The organism is Brachyspira sp. (genome assembly GCF_029258575.1).
Taxonomy (GTDB): domain Bacteria; phylum Spirochaetota; class Brachyspiria; order Brachyspirales; family Brachyspiraceae; genus Brachyspira.
Map to the genome: position 1 here is coordinate 1 of NZ_JARHYI010000079.1, position 20,015 is coordinate 20,015.

The window sequence follows — 20,015 nt, forward strand, 5'->3', positions numbered from 1 at the left end:
GAAAACCTAAAGCACGCATTACTATAATTTCATTGTCAGAAGATAATCTTCCATAGCTTATAATACTTGCCATTAATATTGACATAGGTATTGTTATAGCAATGTTGAAAGGAAGCATATAAACAAAAACTTCCAAGGATATTAAAATAGGTGCTCCATTATTAATAATAAGCCTTATTAATTCAGGTAAAAGCTGTATTACAAATATGAATGTAAAAAATAGAATACCTGCTATAAAAGGACCTATAGTTTCCATTATAATATATTTCGTTATTTTATTCATAATTATATATAACTAATCAAAACTCCGAATACTAAAATTGATAATGATATATATATTAAATAATCGCATATTATTGGTGTTATTAACACTAAAAAAGCTTTGAATGAACTTTCTATATTAAATGAATATTTAATATTATTATAAAGCAAAATTATATAATATAATTGCATCATCAATAATGCAAAAAGCTGTATAAAATGTACAGAAGAAAATCTTCCGAATATTAATGTTATAGGAAGTATTAAAATAAATATTCCATACATACCAAAACAGTTATTAATAAAAGTAGTTATATTTTTTTTATCAATATTTTTAAAAAATATTGAAGTTATTAGATTAATAATAGCTATTTTACCTATACTTGATATTGCAATATATGATGCTATTCCAAATGAAAGTATTGTTAAATTTAATATATTCCCATTAGATGCTGAAGAATACAATATAGATACAGCTATACTTAAAGATGCGAGTAAATATATTAAAAAAGAATATTCAAAATTTATAGATTTTTTTATAGCTTCTTTAGGCTTTAATATATAATAGTATATAGCTTGATATATATGCATTAATTTTCTCCTATATAGTTAGGAATATAAATAAACATAGGAACTCCTATATATTTAGTATTCAATATTTCTTCATAAGGAAAAGGTAAATTAGATTTAGGCTTTATATTTTCTGAAATATTAGAAAGGAGAAGATTTATTATATTATTTTTTGTTTCTGGCTTTTTTATTATATAAGGATTTTCATCTTCTATACCTCCCATTTTAGCAGCATCTTTTACAGCATCCTGTAATGTACCTATAGAATCTATAAGTCCTATTTCTAATGCTTTTTTTCCGCTGAAAACTCTGCCATCAAATATATCATCTCTATTACCTTTTATTTTATCTCCTCTTGATTGTTCTACTACATTTGTAAATTGAGCTACAAATTCTTCTGTCATATCCTGCCAATAAGCCAATTCATCTTCTCTAGGGGCTCTGAAAGGGGAAAGTGAATCTTTATTTCTTCCGCTTTTAATTGTATACATCTTTACGCCGTACTTATCCATCAATTCGGATATATTAAAGAATTGAGATATAACACCAATACTTCCTGTTAATGTAGATTCATTTGCATATATTTTATCAGCTATCATAGATATATAATATCCTCCACTTGCTGCTAAAGATCTGAAAGATGCCACTATTGGTTTGGGGTATTTCGCTTTTAATTTTTGTAAATATTTTAAAGCTTCTTCGCATGAAGTTAAAGCTCCTCCCGGACTATCAACCTGAAGTACAATAGCCTTAACTTTAGGATTTTTAATATAATATTCAAAATCTTCCATAAGCTGTTCAGTTACAGAAGGATATTCCAAACCTATATTGCTTTTTCTTTTTGTATGAATTATTACACCAGTTAAATCTATAACTGCCACTCCATCTTTTAAAGCTGATTTAGATGATATAGAAGGACTCATATTGCTGGAGATTTTTATAGAAGGACCTCTATTTTCTCCTTTTAAAAATAAACTTATTATTCCTACAATTATAGATATTATTATTAATGATGTGAATATTAACTCTCTTTTACTGCCTTTTTCTTCTTTGATTTTATTCTTTTCATTTGAACCGTATTTTTCTTCGATGCTGATATTTTTTTGATTCTCTTTTTCTTCTTCGTATGACATTTTATTTGCTCCTCATTATTGTTTTCTATATTATTTTTTGTTGCTGTATTATTGATTATATTTTCATCATTGCTATACGATTGTTCTGTGTAAGTATGATTCATATATAAGCATACAAATATTACAGGTTCTCTTCCAATTATTTGAATAAATTTTTTACGAAGTGCCTCTCTAACTTCATATTTAATTGTAGAAGGAGTTTTCTTATTTCTGTTTAATAATTTTCTAACAGCTTCTATTGCAGAATTAATGCCTTCTTCTCTTAATTGTTCAGTTTTATTTATTATACCTTCTTTTTCTCCGCCATTATATGTAAAGCCTTTACTTTCCAAATCAACTTTTATATCATAAAGCCCCACATTATTTTTCTTGGCAACTACATTTGCAACTACAACTCCATTAAGAGATAACTGCTCTCGGTCATAGAATATACTGTCTTCTAAATCTCCTACACCTTTTCCATCAACATATATATTTCTGATTTCTATAGGTTCAGTTATTCTTGCCTCTAAAGTTTCATCTATTTCTAAAACATCTCCGTTATATAGCAAGAATCCTTTAGTATCAAGTCCATTTAAATTTTCTACTAGTTTTATATGCGTGATTAAATGTCTTTTTTCCCCATGTATTGGTATGAAATATTTTGGTTTTACTAATCTGTACATCAATTTCAAATCTTCGCTTGAAGCATGTCCTGATACATGAAGAAGTTTTTTATCTTCTCCAACCATTTTAGCACCAAGATCAAAAAGATTATTTATCATTCTAGTTACAGCCATTTCATTACCAGGTATAACACTAGATGAAAATATTATCATATCTCCATCTTCAACTTTTATATGTTTATGAGCTTCTGCTGCTATTAATGATAATGAGGAATAAGGTTCTCCCTGTGTTCCAGTGGTGATGCATACTATTTTTTCTCTAGGATATCTATTAATTTTGTCTATAGGTATAACTATATCGTATAGATTTAAATATCCCATATCCTGAGCGATTTTAGTATATTTTATTAAACTTCTTCCAGAAAATGCCACATATTTATTATTAACTTTTGCAGCTGTTACTAAATCCTGTATTCTTTCTATACTGCTTGCAAATACTGCCACTATGATCATACCGTCTTCATAATCAAAAAGTGGAGTCATAGTATTTTGTACAACACTCTCACTCATTGAAAATCCATCTTTTTGACAGTTTGTAGAATCGGCAAGCATTAAAAGAACGCCATTTTCCCCATATTCAGCGAATTTATATAAATCTATAAATCTGTCAGTTGTAGGATTTAAATCTATTTTGAAATCTCCTGTATGTATTATTACTCCAAGAGGCGTTGTTATAGCTATTCCTACACCATCAGGTATACTATGATTTACTCGTATAAATTCTATATCAAAATTCATTCCCAATTGAATTTTATTTCTAGGCTCAACTTCATATAGTTTGGTGTTTTTGTATTCATTTTTATAATCATTAAGTTTTGCTCTTAAAAAAGCTATTGTTAATCTTGAGCCGTATATAGGAATATCTGGAAATTTTCTTAAAAAATGCGGTATAGCCCCTATATGATCCTCATGCCCATGTGTGAGTATAAGACCTATAATATTTTTACCTTCCAAATAAGAAATATCTGGAATAACATAGTCTATACCAAGCATATGGTATCTTGGAAACATAAATCCGCAATCTACTATTAAAATTTCATTTCCGTATTCTATGACTGTCATGTTCATACCTATTTCTTGAACGCCGCCAAGAGGTATGATTCTTATTTTATCATTATTATTATTGTTCATTCATTAACTACTTTATTGTTGAAATTATAATATAAACAAAAAAATCAAGTTCTCTTTTTTTATTTTAACTATAAAAAAAATTAAGTCAAGTTATAATTTAAACTAATGAATTATAAAAAATATAATTCGTAAACCTCTATAAAAATTATATAGAAATTTACGCGTAGGTAAGAATAGGTAGAGATTTATAGTAACTATTATTTGCTGTTTATCATTACACCATTTTTTATTATAAATACATTTTTACCATCTGATACTATGGATATTGCATCATCTTGATTATTGTCCATAACCGAAACATAATCATAACCGCCGAATTCTCTTCTTAATGAATTATCTTTATTTAGAATAAAATAATAATGCTTTCCCAATCTTTGAGCTGTAAATGCAAATGAATCGCCTAAAAATTTGAATGATGTTATGATATTATAAGAAGGACTTTCAAAATCATTGGCTATAATATATTCTCTATCATTTATAGAAGCATTATAAACTAAATTATTATTTGTAGAGAAATATATGTCATTTATTTTATCATAATTTCTAGGAAGTCTTTTTCCATTAACTATTAAAAATGATACATTATTTGTTTGAGCAGAATACGCAAATAATTTACTATCATCTGAATATTTATAATTATGTATTATATCATAATTAGTTGTCATATTTCCGCCTATATATAGCTGCATAGTGTTATTGGTATTAACATTTATAAATACTAAAGTTTTGCCGTCTGGAGAGTATGACATATTAGTTACTAGATTAAACTCTCCGTAATTTCTTCCATTTATTATAATGCTTGTCATAATGAATTCATTTGTCATTATAGTATTTGTGTTATCAGTAGCAGGAGGTATAGAACTTAATTCATTATATCTTATATTTGTTATAACATTTGTTACAGTCATCAATGCTATAGTATTTGACTGTCCTTTTACTGTTATTCCCTCTTCATTTGTATATATGCTAACATTTGATAGATTATAATTTGTAATTGTTGATGTATTTGTTACTATACCATTTGTTGTAGTATCATTTGTCATTACTGCATTTGTATCATTAGTAATCATCATATCATTTGTCATATTAGGAAGTATTTTTACTGCATATGCTATTCTATTATTATTGTATGAAGTTAAATCATCTACTGATCTGAAGTTTTCACTGTCATTATTTCCTGTGAATATAACAGCATTATCTTCTGCATTTATAACATATACTATATTATTTCCATCATTTGAAAATTTTAATTTATTTACTTTAGCGGTAACCTGTTTTTCTTCTCCATTAATATTTACAAAATACTGTCCGTCTCTTGAATATGAAAAGGCATAATTATTATCATTTAGTACACTGTCATACAATTCTGAATATTGTACTTTAGCTTCTCCATTTATAATAGCGATTCCATAATCCATTAATCTAGTGAATATTATAGAATTATTACCAGAATAAATTTCTCTTTCTATAGAATCAAATTCCTGTTCAACATTTCCGTATATTACAACCCACATATCTTTTCCAACAGAATTTTTTAGCATAGTTGCAATTAAAGTTCCATTAGGAAGTATCTTTATATTTCCAGCATCCTTGTATCCTGTTAATCTTGAATCTTTATAGATAATATCAAATGTTTTTCCAGAATTGGCAGTATTTTTTTCTATAATGATTGCATAATTTGTTTCTGACAAAATATAAGAATTATTTAATTTTTCATTATTTTGTAATGTATATATTTGGCTGAATGCTCTTACATAAAGTATAAAAAAGATAACAGATGTAATATATAATCTTTTCATAATAATTCCCAGTATAATATTTAAATATTTTTTTATATAATCGGAACTATTGTACTCTAAAATTAATAAATATCAAAAATTATATGCTTTAAAAAAATTAAATTTTGACGAATATTTTTTTTGTGTATTTTTTATATTCGGAGGTCAATATGAAATATATTTATATAGCTGTAATGATTTTATTTTTATTTGTATCATGCAAATCTGCAGAAAAAACTGTTTATAATGTTAATCTTAATGAAGGCTGGGTTAATGAGAATAAATTTATAGCTACTTCTATAGGATATCCTAATGGCTATGCTTCTACAGAAGAGGATATAAAAACAAGTGCTTTCAATGCTGCTTTGTCCTTATCAAAGGTAAAAATAGAAAATGCATTTACAAAAGAACTACCAAATAAAAGATCTGAAAATAATGAATTAAAATATATTGTAGAAAAATATATTAAGATAGAATACTCTAACTTTGTAGATGACAGATATTATCAAATAAAAACTACTGTGGAATATAATAATTTATTAGGTTTGCTTAGAGGCGGAAATATAAAAAAAATGTTAAATTAGTTTTACAATTATTTTACTTTTTATTTTATATAAAGTTATTATTAATAAATAAAATATATTAAAATGGGAAAGTATGAGTCTTAAAAAGGTTATGTTTTTAGCTTTTGTTGTTGTTTTTTTAGCTAGCATGTTATTATTTGCTCAGGGTAAAGTTGATTTAACTAAAGTACCTGATGGAACTTATTTAGGAAATTACAAAGCTACTTATAAGACATATAAAGGAGATTATCAAGCTAAAGTTACTGTTGCTGACGGTAAATTAACAAGGGTGGTATTAATTAAATGTGCTCATAGTAGCGGTCCTGCTAGAGGTAGGGTAGCTTATGATAAAATGATAAAGGCTAATAATATATATGTTGATGGTGTAAGCGGTGCTACTTGGGTGGCATTAGTTGAAGATGCTTTAACTAAATTGACTCCTGCTAAATAATTAAATTAATAAGAAATGATTTAATTGGCGTATCTATTTATTTTTAGGTACGCTTTTTTTATTTATTACAATTCTAAAAACTATTCCTATAAATACTATTATAAATGTAATTAATACTGCTGAATATAAATTTAATGAAATATTATATTTTAGAAAATTTGTTTTACCAAATTTATATGCTATATCTATCAATAAATTAGAACAGAATTCTAAAGTTTTTGCTGGAAATATAGATAATGGTTTATATATTTGATATGTTATTATTGTTATTAATGATGATGAAAGTATTATGAATGATAAAGGAACGGCAAATATATTGGCTACTATAGAAGTAAGATTTAGTAATGAAAAATGATATACACTTAATGGAAGTACTGTTATTAATGCAAATATATTTATAGATAAAAATGACAGCAGTTTTATAAATATATTTTTTATTTTTTCATTAAAATTTATATTTTTGATATTTTTTATTATATAAAATCTGAATACAGGATAATAAATGATTATTCCTAATGTTGCTAAAAATGAAAATTGAAAGCTTATATCCTTAATAGAATTCGGATTTAATATTAGTATAATTAAACCTGATAGGAATAAGGTATTTATAGCATTTCTATTTCTGTCAAAATAGTATGATATTAAAAGACATAATGCCATTATACTAGCTCTTATAATAGAAACAGAAAATAAAGTAATTGGAGGATATATTATTATTGCGGCAATAGATGATATTAATATTTTGTTATAAAAGTTTATTGGAAAAAATGATAATATTATAAATAAAATTGAAAGTATCATTGAAATATGAAGTCCTGATATTGATAGTATATGTGATATTCCTGCATCTATAAAATATTTTCTTATATGAAATGGTATTATATTTTTATCACCTATCATTATACCTTGTGCTATAGAATAGGGTATAGCTTCTATATTTTCTCCAAGTGATTTTTTTATTATATTTCTTACTTTTATAGCATAATGATTTATATAGTTAAGTATAGAAAATCCATGCTTCTGAATAACAAGATTATTATATTGATATATGCTTGCTACACCATAAAGCATTCTTTCGGAAAGTGCTTTGATAATTATTTTAGAATTATATACATCATCATTAGTTAATATATTTTTGTATAGATTTAATTTTGATGATACGGTTATTTCATCATTAATGAATAATATTTTTAATGAATTATTATAAAGTCTTATATTTCCATAATAATTATACCAATTGGTTCCATCATAAACTTTATCAACATAAGCAATATATCTTTCTCTAAATCCAACAACTCCGTCATATGATAATATTTTTGCATTATATGCTTTTATTTCTTTATCAAATTTATTAAGAGGATTTTTGAATATATCATAATACCTTACAATCGTATAGCTGTATCCGATAAATAAACAAGAAAATATTAATATGATAATAGAAATATAATATTTCCTTTTTAAAACTACAGATATTATAATTAATACAATAGAAATTATAATTGATATGTAAATAAAGTTCTGATTTATGAACGCTAATGCTATACCAATTGCAAATAATAATGTTATGTATATTATATAAGTGAGAGGATATATAAATAATCTTTTCATTATAAATATTATTAATTTAATAAATTTTTAATCTCTTTTTAATATTCCGTAAAATATAATATTTATTATAGTATCCAAATCCTTTTCATAATCTTCTGCTTTTTTATTTTTAGCCCATTCCAATTCAAACCCTTTTATTATAGCAAAAACAGCTTCAGTTGCAAGTCTTAAATCTATATTAAATAATCCTTTTTTCACTCCGCTTCTTAATATAATTTTTATTGTGTTGTATTCTTCTTTATGGTATTGAGCTCTCATATGTTCTATAAGGGTAAAGTCTTCAAATATCTCACTATGTAATGCTTCATAAAGATTTGCTAATTTTATATATCCTTTTTGTCTTGTTAATATATATGCTCTTAATTTTGATTCTGCCGTATCTTCTTTTTTTATTGCTTCATATAATTCTTTTTTTAAATCATTTGCTTCATTTTCTGCTATAGCAAAAAATATTTCTTCCTTGCTATCGAAATAATGATAAATACTGCTTTTAGATTTATGCACCATCAATGCTATATCGCTCATAGATGCTTTTTTAAAACCATATTTTTTAAATAGTTTTTTCCCTGCATTTACTATCTGTTCACGAGGCGTCATATATTTACCTTTAACTCATTTTATTATATTATATATCTTAAATTTTTATTTGTCAAAGTGTAAATAAAAAATAGATTTTAATAAATTATTTTCTTCTCTCATTAGTGATTATTAAAGTAGTTCTATTTTCATTAGTATTGCCTTCATAATCTATAGATGTTATTTCGGATACATTATTAGTTTCTGTATTTATTTGATTTTGAATATTATTGATATCTATTTTTTCAGCTATAATAGTTTCAACATATGGCATTGAAGCTATTTCATTTACAGTATTAGTAAGCTCCTGATTCAATTCTATATTTTTCAAAGATAATTTATTTGAGTTATCTATATTAGCTTCCATAAATTGATTAACTTTAGTACCGTTTATTTCTCCGTTTCCATATAAAAATTTAGCTTTTGTATTTCCATTAGAATATGATACAGATGCTATTCCAGATACTTTAATATTGGCATTTGAAGTTGATATTGTGATAGAATCAGCTTTAGCATTTGATGAAGATGCTATTAAAAAATTACCTTTCTCTAAATATAATTTTGTATTTCCTGTTTTATCATAAGATTCATCAATATTTAATGATGAGTTTTCTTTTACTTTAAATATATTATTACTCTCTAAATATGAAGTGAGATAAGAATTTTGTTCTGTAGATATATTATCTTTAGTGAATAATAAATCGCCATACTGTGCAGGTTTTGCTATAGTTTTTTGCGATGATATTTTTACTTTTCCTTTAACATCTACAACTCTCATATACTGATTTGTTTTATAAGCAGACTGCAAAGTCAAGGCTATAGAAAGCATTAATAATACAGATATTATTTTTTTTCTCATTTTGTTAATACTCCATCACAATATACATAATACTGTTAATATTATCGATATTAAAAAAATTATCAATACTATTTTTTTTTACTGTACATATATTTTTACAGGAGAACTTGTTATAATTTCACCTTCTTCTGTTTTAGCCTCTATATAAAATGTATAATCTCCCTGTTTCAATTTCCATTTTATATATTCTTTTTTTAATCATCAATATTAGCTATTATTTTTTTATTGCAATAAAGTTCAGCACTTACAATATTTTTTGGTATATATGATGATATAAATATATTTTGATATTCCAAAGGCAAAGTAGAATCTATTTTATATACAGAATTATCAGTAGGTTCTTTAATTGAAATTCTTTCTTTATTATTATTTACACCTATTTCTTCTGAAGCATAAAGAGTGTTTGTATCGTTTATACTTAATAGAGAAGTATAGTTATATGATTGATTAATATCGTAAGTTTTCGAATTGATATCTTGAGTATTTATATTATTTTTTATTCTGTTATATGCAAATATATTATTTACTTTAGTCCATTCAGGAGTAGGGCGTTCTAATTGCTGTTCTTTAATCCAGTCATTATATTCGCTTGAGAGATTAACAAAAACTTTTTCACTTATACTGCCATCTTGATTTGTTCTTATATATAAATTATGAACATCGCATTCTTCTTTTGGAACATTTATATGAGAGAATTCTTCTAATCTTGATTCTTTACAAAATTCCGTTCTTAATTTACCACTTATAAGACAAATTTCTCTTTTTATTATTGTATCAGGTTTATTCCATTGCGTTTCTTTATGACTTTTGTTCAGCATTGAAAATAAATCATAAAGTATAGGTACAGCACCGTTTCCTCCTGTTATATTAATCATTTCACTTCCAGCAAAATCTCCAAGCCAAATACCTACAATATAATCTCTAGTATAACCTATAGCCCAAGCATCTCTTGATCCTTTAGATGTTCCTGTTTTTATAGCTATAGAAAATGGATAAACTATTCCTTTATAACTTCTAAAAGAACCCATTCTTGCATTTCTATCTGAAAGTATGCTTGTTATCAAATATGCACTCTCTTCTGATATCACTTTTCTTGTTGATTTTTTAGGGAGTTTGATAATTTCTCCATTTGCCTTTTTTAATGAAGTGATAGAATAACTATTTATGAATGTACCAGAATTTGGAAATATAGTATATGCAGAAGCTAAATCTATTAAACGAACCTCAGCACTTCCAAGCACCAAAGAATAACCATAATGATCAGGATTTTTATCTATTGAACTTAAACCTGATTTCAAAAGTATATTCTGAAAATCTTTTATATTGTATCTTGCAAGCCATTTAACTGCAGGTATATTAAGAGAATTAGCCAAAGCATCTCTTATAGTAACAGGTCCTCTGTATTTATGATCGAAATTTTCAGGTATATAATCTCCACCCGGAGAATTAATATAAGTTTCAATATCTCCTATGACAGAGGCAGGTGATTCTCCCTTATCAAATAAGTATGCATACATAAAAGGTTTTAATGTACTTCCAGCCTGTCTTAATGCAGTAGCACCATTTACTGCACCATGTGTTTCGGTATCAAAATAATCCATAGAGCCTATCATTGAAAGAACCTCTCCTGTTTTGGCATTGAGAATTGCACAGGATATATTTCTCACATTAAAAGTATGAAGAAACTGACTGGAATTGCTTATAACTAAAACTGCTTCTTTCTGTATTTTATAATCTAATGTTGTTCTTAATTCTGTAACTTCTGTATATTTTAATTGCTCTAATGAATCCTTCACATACATTGTGAAATGTGGTGCTTTGAAAGTATATTTTTCCTTATCATCAAATATTTTTATTTTTTCATTTGTATATTTATTATAGATTTTTTCAGATATGAAATTATTATTTTTCATTTCTCCAAGAACATATATTCTTCTTTCTTTTAATCTTTCTTCATGTTTGTACGGATTGAATTTTGTTCCTGATTTTATTATAGAGGCGAGCATTGCAGATTCATTAATATTTAAATCTTTTACTTTTTTATGAAAATATAAATCGGAAGCAGCTCCTACACCATAACAATTATTTCCAAAAAATATTCTGTTTAAATATTCTGTTAGTATTTGTTCTTTAGTGAGATTTTTTTCTAAACGCATAGCATCAAGAGCTTCATAGAATTTATTTATATAAGTTCTTTCACGCGGTATTATGCTTTTTGCTAATTGCTGAGTTATTGTACTTCCTCCAGATACCACCTTATTGCTTATTAAATTAGATAAAAATGCTCTGATTATTGCTTTATAATCTATTCCATTATGATTAAAGAAATTTTTATCTTCAGCACTCACAACAGCATTAATTAAATTTTCAGATAAATCATTATATTTTATTTCTTCAAAAAATCCGCCATGCTTTGGGAATATTGTTGATATGAGTATAGAATTTCTATCATATACTTTTAAAGCTCTTTCTTCATTAATCTTTATTTCATTTTGAGAAAATGGTTTATTTATATATTCTTTGCAGTATTTATAAAAATTATATCCTTTTGGTATGAATATGATAGAAAGTATTATTAAAGATGATAATACTATATATATAATACTTAATGCAGTTCTTCTTATAATTCTTTCCATTTAATTTTTCCACTGATTATCATTTTATAATAAAAATTATAATAGTCAAATGACATTCATTAAGTTTAATGTTTATATTGATGTTAGCTTTTTTATTAACGGTATCTATATTTTTTCACATAAAAGAATAAGTAAAAGTATAAATACAGGTTTTGAAAATACGCTTGATGGTTATTCTCATTTATTTCATTCTATCGTAACAGACTTATAGAAGTGATATAAACAACTTTGAAAAAATCAAAGATATTATTAAGTTATAGAGGGTATAGCTTTTCAAACTAATATTTTGGAATTAATGCAGCAGTATAAGTGCTATGTGCTTGATAGTAGGGAAAAGGTTTTATGTTTGTTGCAAGTGAGGTTAGAAGTTTGTACAGAACAGTCAGGATTCATCTAAATATATTAAGAATTAATAAATCAAGTATATGAAAAAAACAATAATGCAAATAAAAAGATAAATATTTTTTCACTGAATTTTAATTTAAATAAATACTTTTTCTTAAAAAGTTTCAGAAAATTGTTTACAAAATGAATATAAGTACTATAATATTAATATCCTAATTGAATAACTATTAATGTTTATCATAAAGGAATATTTTTTCATACACACTGATTAATAGAAATTGAGAATGGAAAATAATAGAATTGCTGTTATAGGTATTATAATTGAAGACACTGATGGTATATCAAAAGTGAATGATATTTTGCATGATTATAGCGATTTTATTATAGGAAGAATGGGCATACCTTATAGAGAAAAAAATATAAATATAATTACTGTAGTCTTAAATGCTCCTAGTGATAAAATTAATAGTTTAACAGGAAAACTTGGCATGCTTGAAGGTGTTTCTGCTAAAGCACTTTATGCAGGTAAAAAGTAATTTAAAAACAGTTTAATTATTAGGGGTTATATTTATGGATTATGCATCTTTATTTAAGTACGATTCAAAATCAAAAAATGCAAATGAATTTATCAATGATGAAGAAATTTTGAGAACTATATCTCAAGTAAAGAATGGAAATTATGATATTAGAGATATACTAAATAAAGCTAATGAAATGAAAGGGCTTGAACCTAATGAAGCATTAGCTTTACTTCTTTGCAATGATAAAAATGTTGAAAATGAAATGTTTGAAATAGCAAAGAGAATAAAATTAGAAATATACGGAAAAAGAATAGTTTTATTTGCACCGCTTTATTTATCAAATTATTGTATTAATGGATGTGTTTATTGTCCTTATCATGCAAAGAATAAACATATAGCAAGAAAGCAATTAACTCAAGATGAAATTAGAGCAGAGGTTATTGCATTACAGGATATGGGACATAAAAGACTTGCATTAGAAACAGGAGAGGATCCAGATTATGCAAGTATGGAATATTTGCTTGAATCTATAAAAACAATATACAGTATCAAGCATAAAAACGGAGCTATTAGAAGAGTAAATGTTAATATTGCTGCTACTACAGTAGAAAATTATCAGAAGCTTAAAGATGCAGGCATAGGTACTTATGTATTATTTCAGGAAACTTATCATAAACCTACTTATAAAAAAGTTCATCCAAGCGGTCCTAAAAGTAATTATGAATATCATACTGAGGCAATGGATAGAGCTATGGAGAGTGGAATTGATGATGTAGGTATAGGGGTATTATTTGGACTTTATGATTATAAATATGATTTTACAGCTATGCTTTATCATGCTAAACATTTGGAAGATGCTTTCGGATGCGGTCCTCATACTATAAGCGTTCCTAGAATAAGACCTGCTGATGATGTTGATGTAAAAAGTTTTCCTAATGCTATACCTGATGATTTATTCAAAAAAATAGTTGCTGTTTTAAGAATTGCCGTTCCTTATACTGGAATAATAGTTTCTACTAGAGAGAGTCAGAAATCAAGAGAAGAGGTTTTGGAAGTCGGTGTTTCTCAAATAAGCGGAGGTTCTAGAACTAGTGTTGGAGGATATGTTGAAGAGGAACAAGAAAATTCAAAACAATTTGAAATTTCTGATAACCGTTCTTTAGATGATATAATAAAATGGCTTGCTGATATTGATTATTTACCTAGTTTCTGTACTGCTTGTTATAGAGAGGGAAGAACAGGCGATAGATTTATGGCATTTGCTAAGAGCGGACAAATAAAAAATTTCTGTCAGGCTAATGCTGTATTGACATTAAAAGAATATGAAAATGATTATGCTAAAGAAGAAACTAAAAAATCTATAGATAAAATTATGGGAAATGAAGTAGAAAGAATACCGAATGAAAAAGTAAAATCTAGATTAATAGATGCTTTGAAGAGTATAGATAGTGGAAAAAGAGATTTTAAATTTTAATTAGCGTACTCATTTATTAATAATTCAGCTTTTTTTATTTATATTGTATTGAAAAAGTTGAGTTATATAATCATAAAATTATTGGATATTAAAATGAATGATACACCTAACCCCAATAGAACCCATATAGCAATATTTGGAAGAAGGAATGCTGGCAAATCCAGTATTATAAATGCAATTGCTAATCAGGATGTAGCTATAGTTTCTGATACGGCAGGAACTACTACAGATCCAGTGAAAAAAGCTATAGAAATAAATACATTAGGGGCATGCACTATAGTTGATACTGCAGGATTTGATGATGAAGGAGAACTTGGACTTTTAAGAATAAAAAGAACTAAAAAAATTATGGAGTCTTCGGATATTGCATTGCTTGTATTCGATGCTTCTTTTGAGGATAATGATTATTTACTTGAATTAAAATGGAAAAATGAACTTGTAAGTTTAGAGATACCTACTATAGCAATTTTAAATAAAATAGATTTGAATGATAATTATAAAAGTTCTGAACAAAATATAAAAGATATATTTGATTTGGAAACTGTTTCAATAAGTGCTTTTAATAAATTGAATATAGATAAATTGATAGAAACTATAAAATTAACAATTCCAAAAGAGGAAGAGATTAGCATTACAGGGCATATAGTTAATGAAGATGATATAGTAATGCTTGTTATGCCTCAGGATATTCAAGCTCCTAAAGGGCGTCTTATACTTCCTCAAGTTCAAACTATAAGAGATATTTTAGATAATAAAGCAGTGATCATGGCTTCTACATTTGATAAATTTGAAAAAGCTTTGAAGTCATTGAGTAAACCTCCAAAAGTAATAATAACTGATTCTCAAGTTTTTAAAGAAGTAGAAAAATTAAAACCAGAAGAAAGCCTTCTTACTTCATTTTCAGTTCTTTTTGCAAGATATAAGGGTAATGAGGAAATTTATAAAAGAGGTGCTGATTTCATAGATAAGTTAACCAAAGATAGTAAATTGTTAATAGCAGAAAGTTGTACTCATGTCCCTTTAGAAGGAGATATAGGAAGAGTGAAAATTCCTAATTTATTGAAAAAGAAATTTGGTTTTGCCTTTGATATTGATTATGCTGCTGGTAATGATTTTCCAGATGATTTGTCAAAATATGATTTGGTAATACATTGCGGTGGATGTATGGGTACAAGAAAACATATTTTAAATAGAATAAGAATATGCGAAGAACAGAATATACCTATAACAAATTATGGTATGACTATAGCAAAAATAAATAATGTTAAATATATTTAATATAAAGAGGAAATAAAAAGTTGAGTAATATAAATATAGCAAAAGAGATAATTGATAAAATAGATATAGAAGAGAAAATATCACTTGAAGATATTTTAACGCTTTTATCATCATTTGAATATGATAATGATATTAATATAAAAAATTTAAATGATAAAGAAAAAGAAGAAATAAATGAATTGAAAGAATATTTGAGATTAAAGGCAAGAGAAAAAGCTGATAAAGTATTTGGTAAATATGTTTTTATGCGAGGACTTATAGAGTTTACTAATTATTGTAAGAATGACTGTATATATTGCGGAATAAGAAAAAGCAATAAAATAGCTGAGCGTTATAGATTGAGTAAGGAAGATATTTTATCATGCTGCGAATATGGGTATGAGATTGGATTTAGAACTTTTGTACTTCAGGGCGGAGAGGATCCTTATTATAATGCTGAAATTATGTCTGATATAGTAAATGCAATTAAAACTACATATCCTGATTGTGCTTTGACATTATCAATAGGAGAAAAAGAAGAGGATTATTATAAAATACTAAAAGATAATGGGGCAGACAGATTTTTATTAAGACATGAAACTTCTGATAATACACATTATTCAAAACTTCATCCAAATAATATGGATTTGGAAAATAGAAAAAAATGTTTAAGAAATTTAAAAAGATTAGGATATCAGACTGGAACTGGAATAATGGTAGGCAGTCCTTATCAGACTTTAGAAAATATTGCTAATGATTTTGTTTTTATGCAGGAAATAAAGCCTGAGATGATAGGAATAGGTCCCTTTTTACCTCATAAAGATACTCCTTTTGCTAATGAAAGAAAAGGAGAGTTGGAACTTACTTTGATACTTATAAGCATTCTTCGTTTAATTTTTCCTTTATCTTTGATACCAGCTACAACAGCTTTGGGTACTATAAAAGAAGGCGGAAGGGAACTTGGTATTTTGCATGGTTCTAATGTGGTTATGCCAAATTTATCTCCTATGAATGTTAGAAAAAAATATCTGCTTTATAATGATAAAATAGCAACTGGTACGGAATCGGCAGAAGGTGTTGAGAGCTTAAGAAAAAGTCTTAATGATATTGGATATGTTCTTACAGGTATGAGAGGGGATTTTGATTTAAATAGAAAAAATAATTTCAATAATTATATTTGTAAAAACTGAATTTATATATTTACATATACTTCAATATATATTACAATACTGCATATTATTTTATTAAAAGACTGATTTATGAAAGATATATTTAATAAGGGTCAGAGTAATCCTAATCAAACTATAATTCAAACTATAGATGAATTTTTAAAGAGAACATCAAATTTAGTAGCAATAACAGGAGCTATATTTGCAATATTCGTTCTTCTTATGCAAGTGAGGCAGGTTAGTCTATCTAATTTCTATATAAAGCACTATAATGAAATAATTAATATAATTACTATATTTTTTATATTTATATTTATAGATCAAATAAGAATAGCTCCTAGAAAACTTTATAAAATAGTACCAATTATACAGCTTGTGGCTCTTATTCTACTCAATTTCTTTAGTAAAAAATATTATGATGTATATGCCAATAGAATAATTTGGACTATAGCAGGTTCTATACTTTTCTTTTTAGTGATAGTAATAAATTGGCTTAGATTATCATATTCAAAATTAACATTATATCAAATGATTATAGCATCATTTATATTTGTTATAACATTGGGTAGCTTATTATTATATTTGCCTTTAAGTACAGTTGGCGGAAGATTATCATTTGTAGATGCTTTATTTACAGCAACGAGTGCTGTATGTGTTACGGGTCTTAGTGTTATAGATATTTCAAAAGATTTCACATTATTTGGTCAAATTGTTTTAATTATTCTTATACAAATAGGCGGTCTTGGTATTATGTCTATATCTGCAATAGTGCTTTTATTTTCAGTAAATAAAGGAAGTGTTCAGGATAGGGTAAGAACTTTAGAGATGTTTAATACTCAAAATAAAGATATAATACAATCAACAGTAAAAGTAATATTTTTATCAACATTTTTAATAGAATTATTGGGTGCTGTTTCTTTATTTACAGTTTCTGAGCATCATTATATTCCTAAAAAAATATTTTCTGCATTATTTCACTCTATCAGTTCATTTTGTAATGCAGGATTTTCTCTTTATACGGATAGTTTGCACAGATATTCGGGTAATATTACTGTGAATGTTACTGTTATGTTTCTTATAATATTGGGTGGCATAGGCTATCCTGTTATGCTTACTCTGTCTAGGGCTGTAATTCATAAGTTTAAAGGTAAAAGATATGTATTTGATGTTCAGGCTAGAATAGTAATATTTACTACTTTAATACTTATAATATTTGGAGCAATTTTTATATTTTTTAATGAATATTCAAATGCTTTAAAAGATTTGAGTTTAAAAGAAAAAATACTTGTATCTTTATTTCAAAGTGTAAGTCCGAGAACGGCTGGTTTTGAAACTATAGCCTATAATTCTATGAGCAGTGTTAGTATAGGAGTAATTATATTTTTAATGTTTGTAGGTGCTTCTCCAAACAGTACAGGAGGCGGAGTAAAAACTACTACATTATTTGTATTTATGTTTTCTGTAATAGCAGCAGTTTTTAACAGACCTTATATTGTAGTTAATGGAAGAAAAATAAAAGTTGATGCTGTTAATAAATCAGTTGCTATAGTTACTCTTGCTATAACTATTTCTGTATTATCTTCTTTTATTATGTTTTATATAGAAAAATCACCTACTATGATGCCTATACTATTTGAAGCAATATCGGCAATAAGTACTGTTGGACTTTCACTTGGTATTACACCTAATCTTACAACATGGAGTAAATTAATAATTATAGTTTTAATGTTTATAGGACGTGTTGGTTATCTTACTTTATTTATGAGTATAGGTTCTATTGATCAAGGTAAATATGGTATTATAGATTTACCTACAGGCGATGTTAGTATTGGATAATTGATGTCTAAAGTTATTATTGTATGTGGTGCTGGTGGAAAAACATCTTATATAAAAAATATAGCAGAAAATTATAAAGATAAAAAAATAGTAATTACAACTACAACTAAAATATTTAAAACTAAAAAATATAGAGATATTATTAATATTAATTCTTTTGATGATGACAATATTATTGTGCTTGGAAAGGAATATGATGAAAAAAAATTAATGTATGCTGGAGATGAGCAGTTAAATAATGCAATTAAATATGCTGATATTATTTTAATAGAGGCTGATGGGTCAAAGTATCATGCTTTAAAAATACCAAATGATAATGAACCTGTAATACCAGAATTTTTATATGGAAAAACATATGAAATAATTATAATAATGGGACTTCATAGTTTGGGAAGAAAGTTTAAAGAAACATGCTTCAGATATAATTTATGTAAAGAAATAGATGGAGAAAAAATAGTTGATTTAGAAACTATTAATTATATTGCTAATAAGTATTATATAGATAAATTAAAATCTAATAATATTCAATTATATTTAAATGATTTTACAAAGTATAATGATTTAAATTATAAAAAAACTGCTTTTATAATATTAGCATCAGGAAACAGTAAACGTTTTGAAGGTAATAAATTAATTCATAAATTTCAATCTCTTAATAATAAAACTTTATTTGAAAATACAATAAATAAAATATCAGAAGTAAGAGAATTATTTAAAGAAGATGAAAAATTAAACAATATAGAAACTTTTGTTATATCTGTAAGTATATACGATGAAATAATAAATAAAGTATTTGAAAATAAAGATTATAATGCTTTGTATAATAGCAATAATAATGAAGGTATAAGTTCTTCTATAAAATTGGGTATTAATGAGGCAATTAAGATGAAGGCTGATTCATTTGCTTTTTTTGTATGTGACATGCCTTTTTTGGAAAGCTACGATATTTTTAATATGATTAGATATTTTTATTATAGTAATAAGAATATAGGAGCAATGTTTACTGATAACAGACCTTCCAATCCTGCAATTTTTTCATCCAAATATATTTATGATATTTTAAATCTTCAAAATGACAGCGGGGCATTGAAAATTATAAAGAATAATTCAGATGACTGTTTTTTTTATACAATAGATAAAAATAAATTAAAAGATATAGATACTAGAGAAGATTTAATTTAA

At 25.9% G+C, this 20,015-nt stretch carries 17 protein-coding genes; 8 read left to right on the top strand and 9 right to left on the bottom strand.

Annotated elements, in window-relative coordinates:
- The 5 genes from Q1J76_RS06345 to Q1J76_RS06365 form a co-directional block, all read right to left on the bottom strand.
- A partial coding sequence (locus Q1J76_RS06345) for an LptF/LptG family permease (protein ID WP_300368498.1) occupies nt 1–283 on the bottom strand: 283 nt, incomplete at its 3' end.
- Nucleotides 284–285: 2 nt separating this feature from the next.
- The gene (locus Q1J76_RS06350; RefSeq protein WP_300368501.1) at nt 286–852 is read right to left on the bottom strand and encodes a hypothetical protein; all 567 of its coding nucleotides are present in this window, start codon (nt 850–852) and stop codon (nt 286–288) included.
- Nucleotides 852–1,964 (bottom strand): signal peptide peptidase SppA, encoded by a 1,113-nt coding sequence (gene sppA / locus Q1J76_RS06355; protein WP_300368504.1) that lies wholly within the window; start codon nt 1,962–1,964, stop codon nt 852–854. The genes Q1J76_RS06350 and sppA overlap by 1 nt, the downstream gene beginning before the upstream one ends.
- Nucleotides 1,853–3,760, bottom strand: a complete 1,908-nt coding sequence (locus Q1J76_RS06360) for a ribonuclease J (RefSeq protein ID WP_300368507.1) — start codon at nt 3,758–3,760, stop codon at nt 1,853–1,855. Before Q1J76_RS06360 ends, sppA begins: the two co-directional genes overlap by 112 nt.
- Nucleotides 3,761–3,957: 197 nt before the next feature.
- A complete protein-coding gene (locus Q1J76_RS06365) occupies nt 3,958–5,559 on the bottom strand; it encodes a TolB-like translocation protein (RefSeq protein WP_300368510.1) in 1,602 nt (533 codons plus the stop codon).
- A gap of 149 nt (nt 5,560–5,708) precedes the next feature.
- On the opposite strand from Q1J76_RS06365, the gene Q1J76_RS06370 reads away from it, so the two are divergent.
- Both Q1J76_RS06370 and Q1J76_RS06375 read left to right on the top strand, forming a co-directional pair.
- Nucleotides 5,709–6,122, top strand: a complete 414-nt coding sequence (locus Q1J76_RS06370; RefSeq protein ID WP_300368513.1) for a hypothetical protein — start codon at nt 5,709–5,711, stop codon at nt 6,120–6,122.
- Between the two features lie 73 nt (nt 6,123–6,195).
- Nucleotides 6,196–6,552, top strand: a complete 357-nt coding sequence (locus tag Q1J76_RS06375; RefSeq protein WP_300368516.1) for an FMN-binding protein — start codon at nt 6,196–6,198, stop codon at nt 6,550–6,552.
- Between the two features lie 33 nt (nt 6,553–6,585).
- On the opposite strand, the gene Q1J76_RS06380 is transcribed toward Q1J76_RS06375, so the two are convergent.
- The 4 genes from Q1J76_RS06380 to pbpC form a co-directional block, all read right to left on the bottom strand.
- Nucleotides 6,586–8,160: a ComEC/Rec2 family competence protein gene (locus tag Q1J76_RS06380; RefSeq protein WP_300368518.1), complete on the bottom strand. Its 1,575-nt coding sequence runs from the start codon at nt 8,158–8,160 to the stop codon at nt 6,586–6,588.
- A 27-nt stretch (nt 8,161–8,187) separates the two neighbouring features.
- Nucleotides 8,188–8,757 carry a TetR/AcrR family transcriptional regulator gene (locus Q1J76_RS06385; protein WP_300368521.1) on the bottom strand — a complete coding sequence of 190 codons (570 nt, stop codon included), beginning with the start codon at nt 8,755–8,757 and terminating at the stop codon, nt 8,188–8,190.
- A gap of 85 nt (nt 8,758–8,842) precedes the next feature.
- The gene (locus Q1J76_RS06390) at nt 8,843–9,595 is read right to left on the bottom strand and encodes a FecR domain-containing protein (RefSeq protein WP_300368524.1); all 753 of its coding nucleotides are present in this window, start codon (nt 9,593–9,595) and stop codon (nt 8,843–8,845) included.
- A gap of 194 nt (nt 9,596–9,789) precedes the next feature.
- Nucleotides 9,790–12,231 carry a penicillin-binding protein 1C gene (pbpC, locus tag Q1J76_RS06395; protein WP_300368527.1) on the bottom strand — a complete coding sequence of 814 codons (2,442 nt, stop codon included), beginning with the start codon at nt 12,229–12,231 and terminating at the stop codon, nt 9,790–9,792.
- A gap of 629 nt (nt 12,232–12,860) precedes the next feature.
- On the opposite strand from pbpC, the gene Q1J76_RS06400 reads away from it, so the two are divergent.
- The 6 genes from Q1J76_RS06400 (at nt 12,861) to yqeC (ending at nt 20,015) form a co-directional block, all read left to right on the top strand.
- Nucleotides 12,861–13,112, top strand: coding sequence for a TM1266 family iron-only hydrogenase system putative regulator (locus Q1J76_RS06400; RefSeq protein WP_300368530.1), 252 nt, complete (start codon nt 12,861–12,863; stop codon nt 13,110–13,112).
- A gap of 34 nt (nt 13,113–13,146) precedes the next feature.
- Complete coding sequence (gene hydG / locus Q1J76_RS06405) at nt 13,147–14,571, top strand: [FeFe] hydrogenase H-cluster radical SAM maturase HydG (RefSeq protein ID WP_300368533.1); 1,425 nt, start codon at nt 13,147–13,149, stop codon at nt 14,569–14,571.
- A gap of 93 nt (nt 14,572–14,664) precedes the next feature.
- Nucleotides 14,665–15,849 (top strand): [FeFe] hydrogenase H-cluster maturation GTPase HydF, encoded by a 1,185-nt coding sequence (gene hydF / locus Q1J76_RS06410; protein WP_300368536.1) that lies wholly within the window; start codon nt 14,665–14,667, stop codon nt 15,847–15,849.
- Nucleotides 15,850–15,869: 20 nt separating this feature from the next.
- Entirely contained in the window at nt 15,870–17,018 is a 1,149-nt protein-coding gene (gene hydE, locus Q1J76_RS06415; protein WP_300368539.1) for a [FeFe] hydrogenase H-cluster radical SAM maturase HydE, read from the top strand.
- A gap of 69 nt (nt 17,019–17,087) precedes the next feature.
- Nucleotides 17,088–18,833, top strand: coding sequence for a TrkH family potassium uptake protein (locus tag Q1J76_RS06420; RefSeq protein WP_300368542.1), 1,746 nt, complete (start codon nt 17,088–17,090; stop codon nt 18,831–18,833).
- A 3-nt stretch (nt 18,834–18,836) separates the two neighbouring features.
- Nucleotides 18,837–20,015 carry a selenium cofactor biosynthesis protein YqeC gene (yqeC, locus tag Q1J76_RS06425; RefSeq protein ID WP_300368545.1) on the top strand — a complete coding sequence of 393 codons (1,179 nt, stop codon included), beginning with the start codon at nt 18,837–18,839 and terminating at the stop codon, nt 20,013–20,015.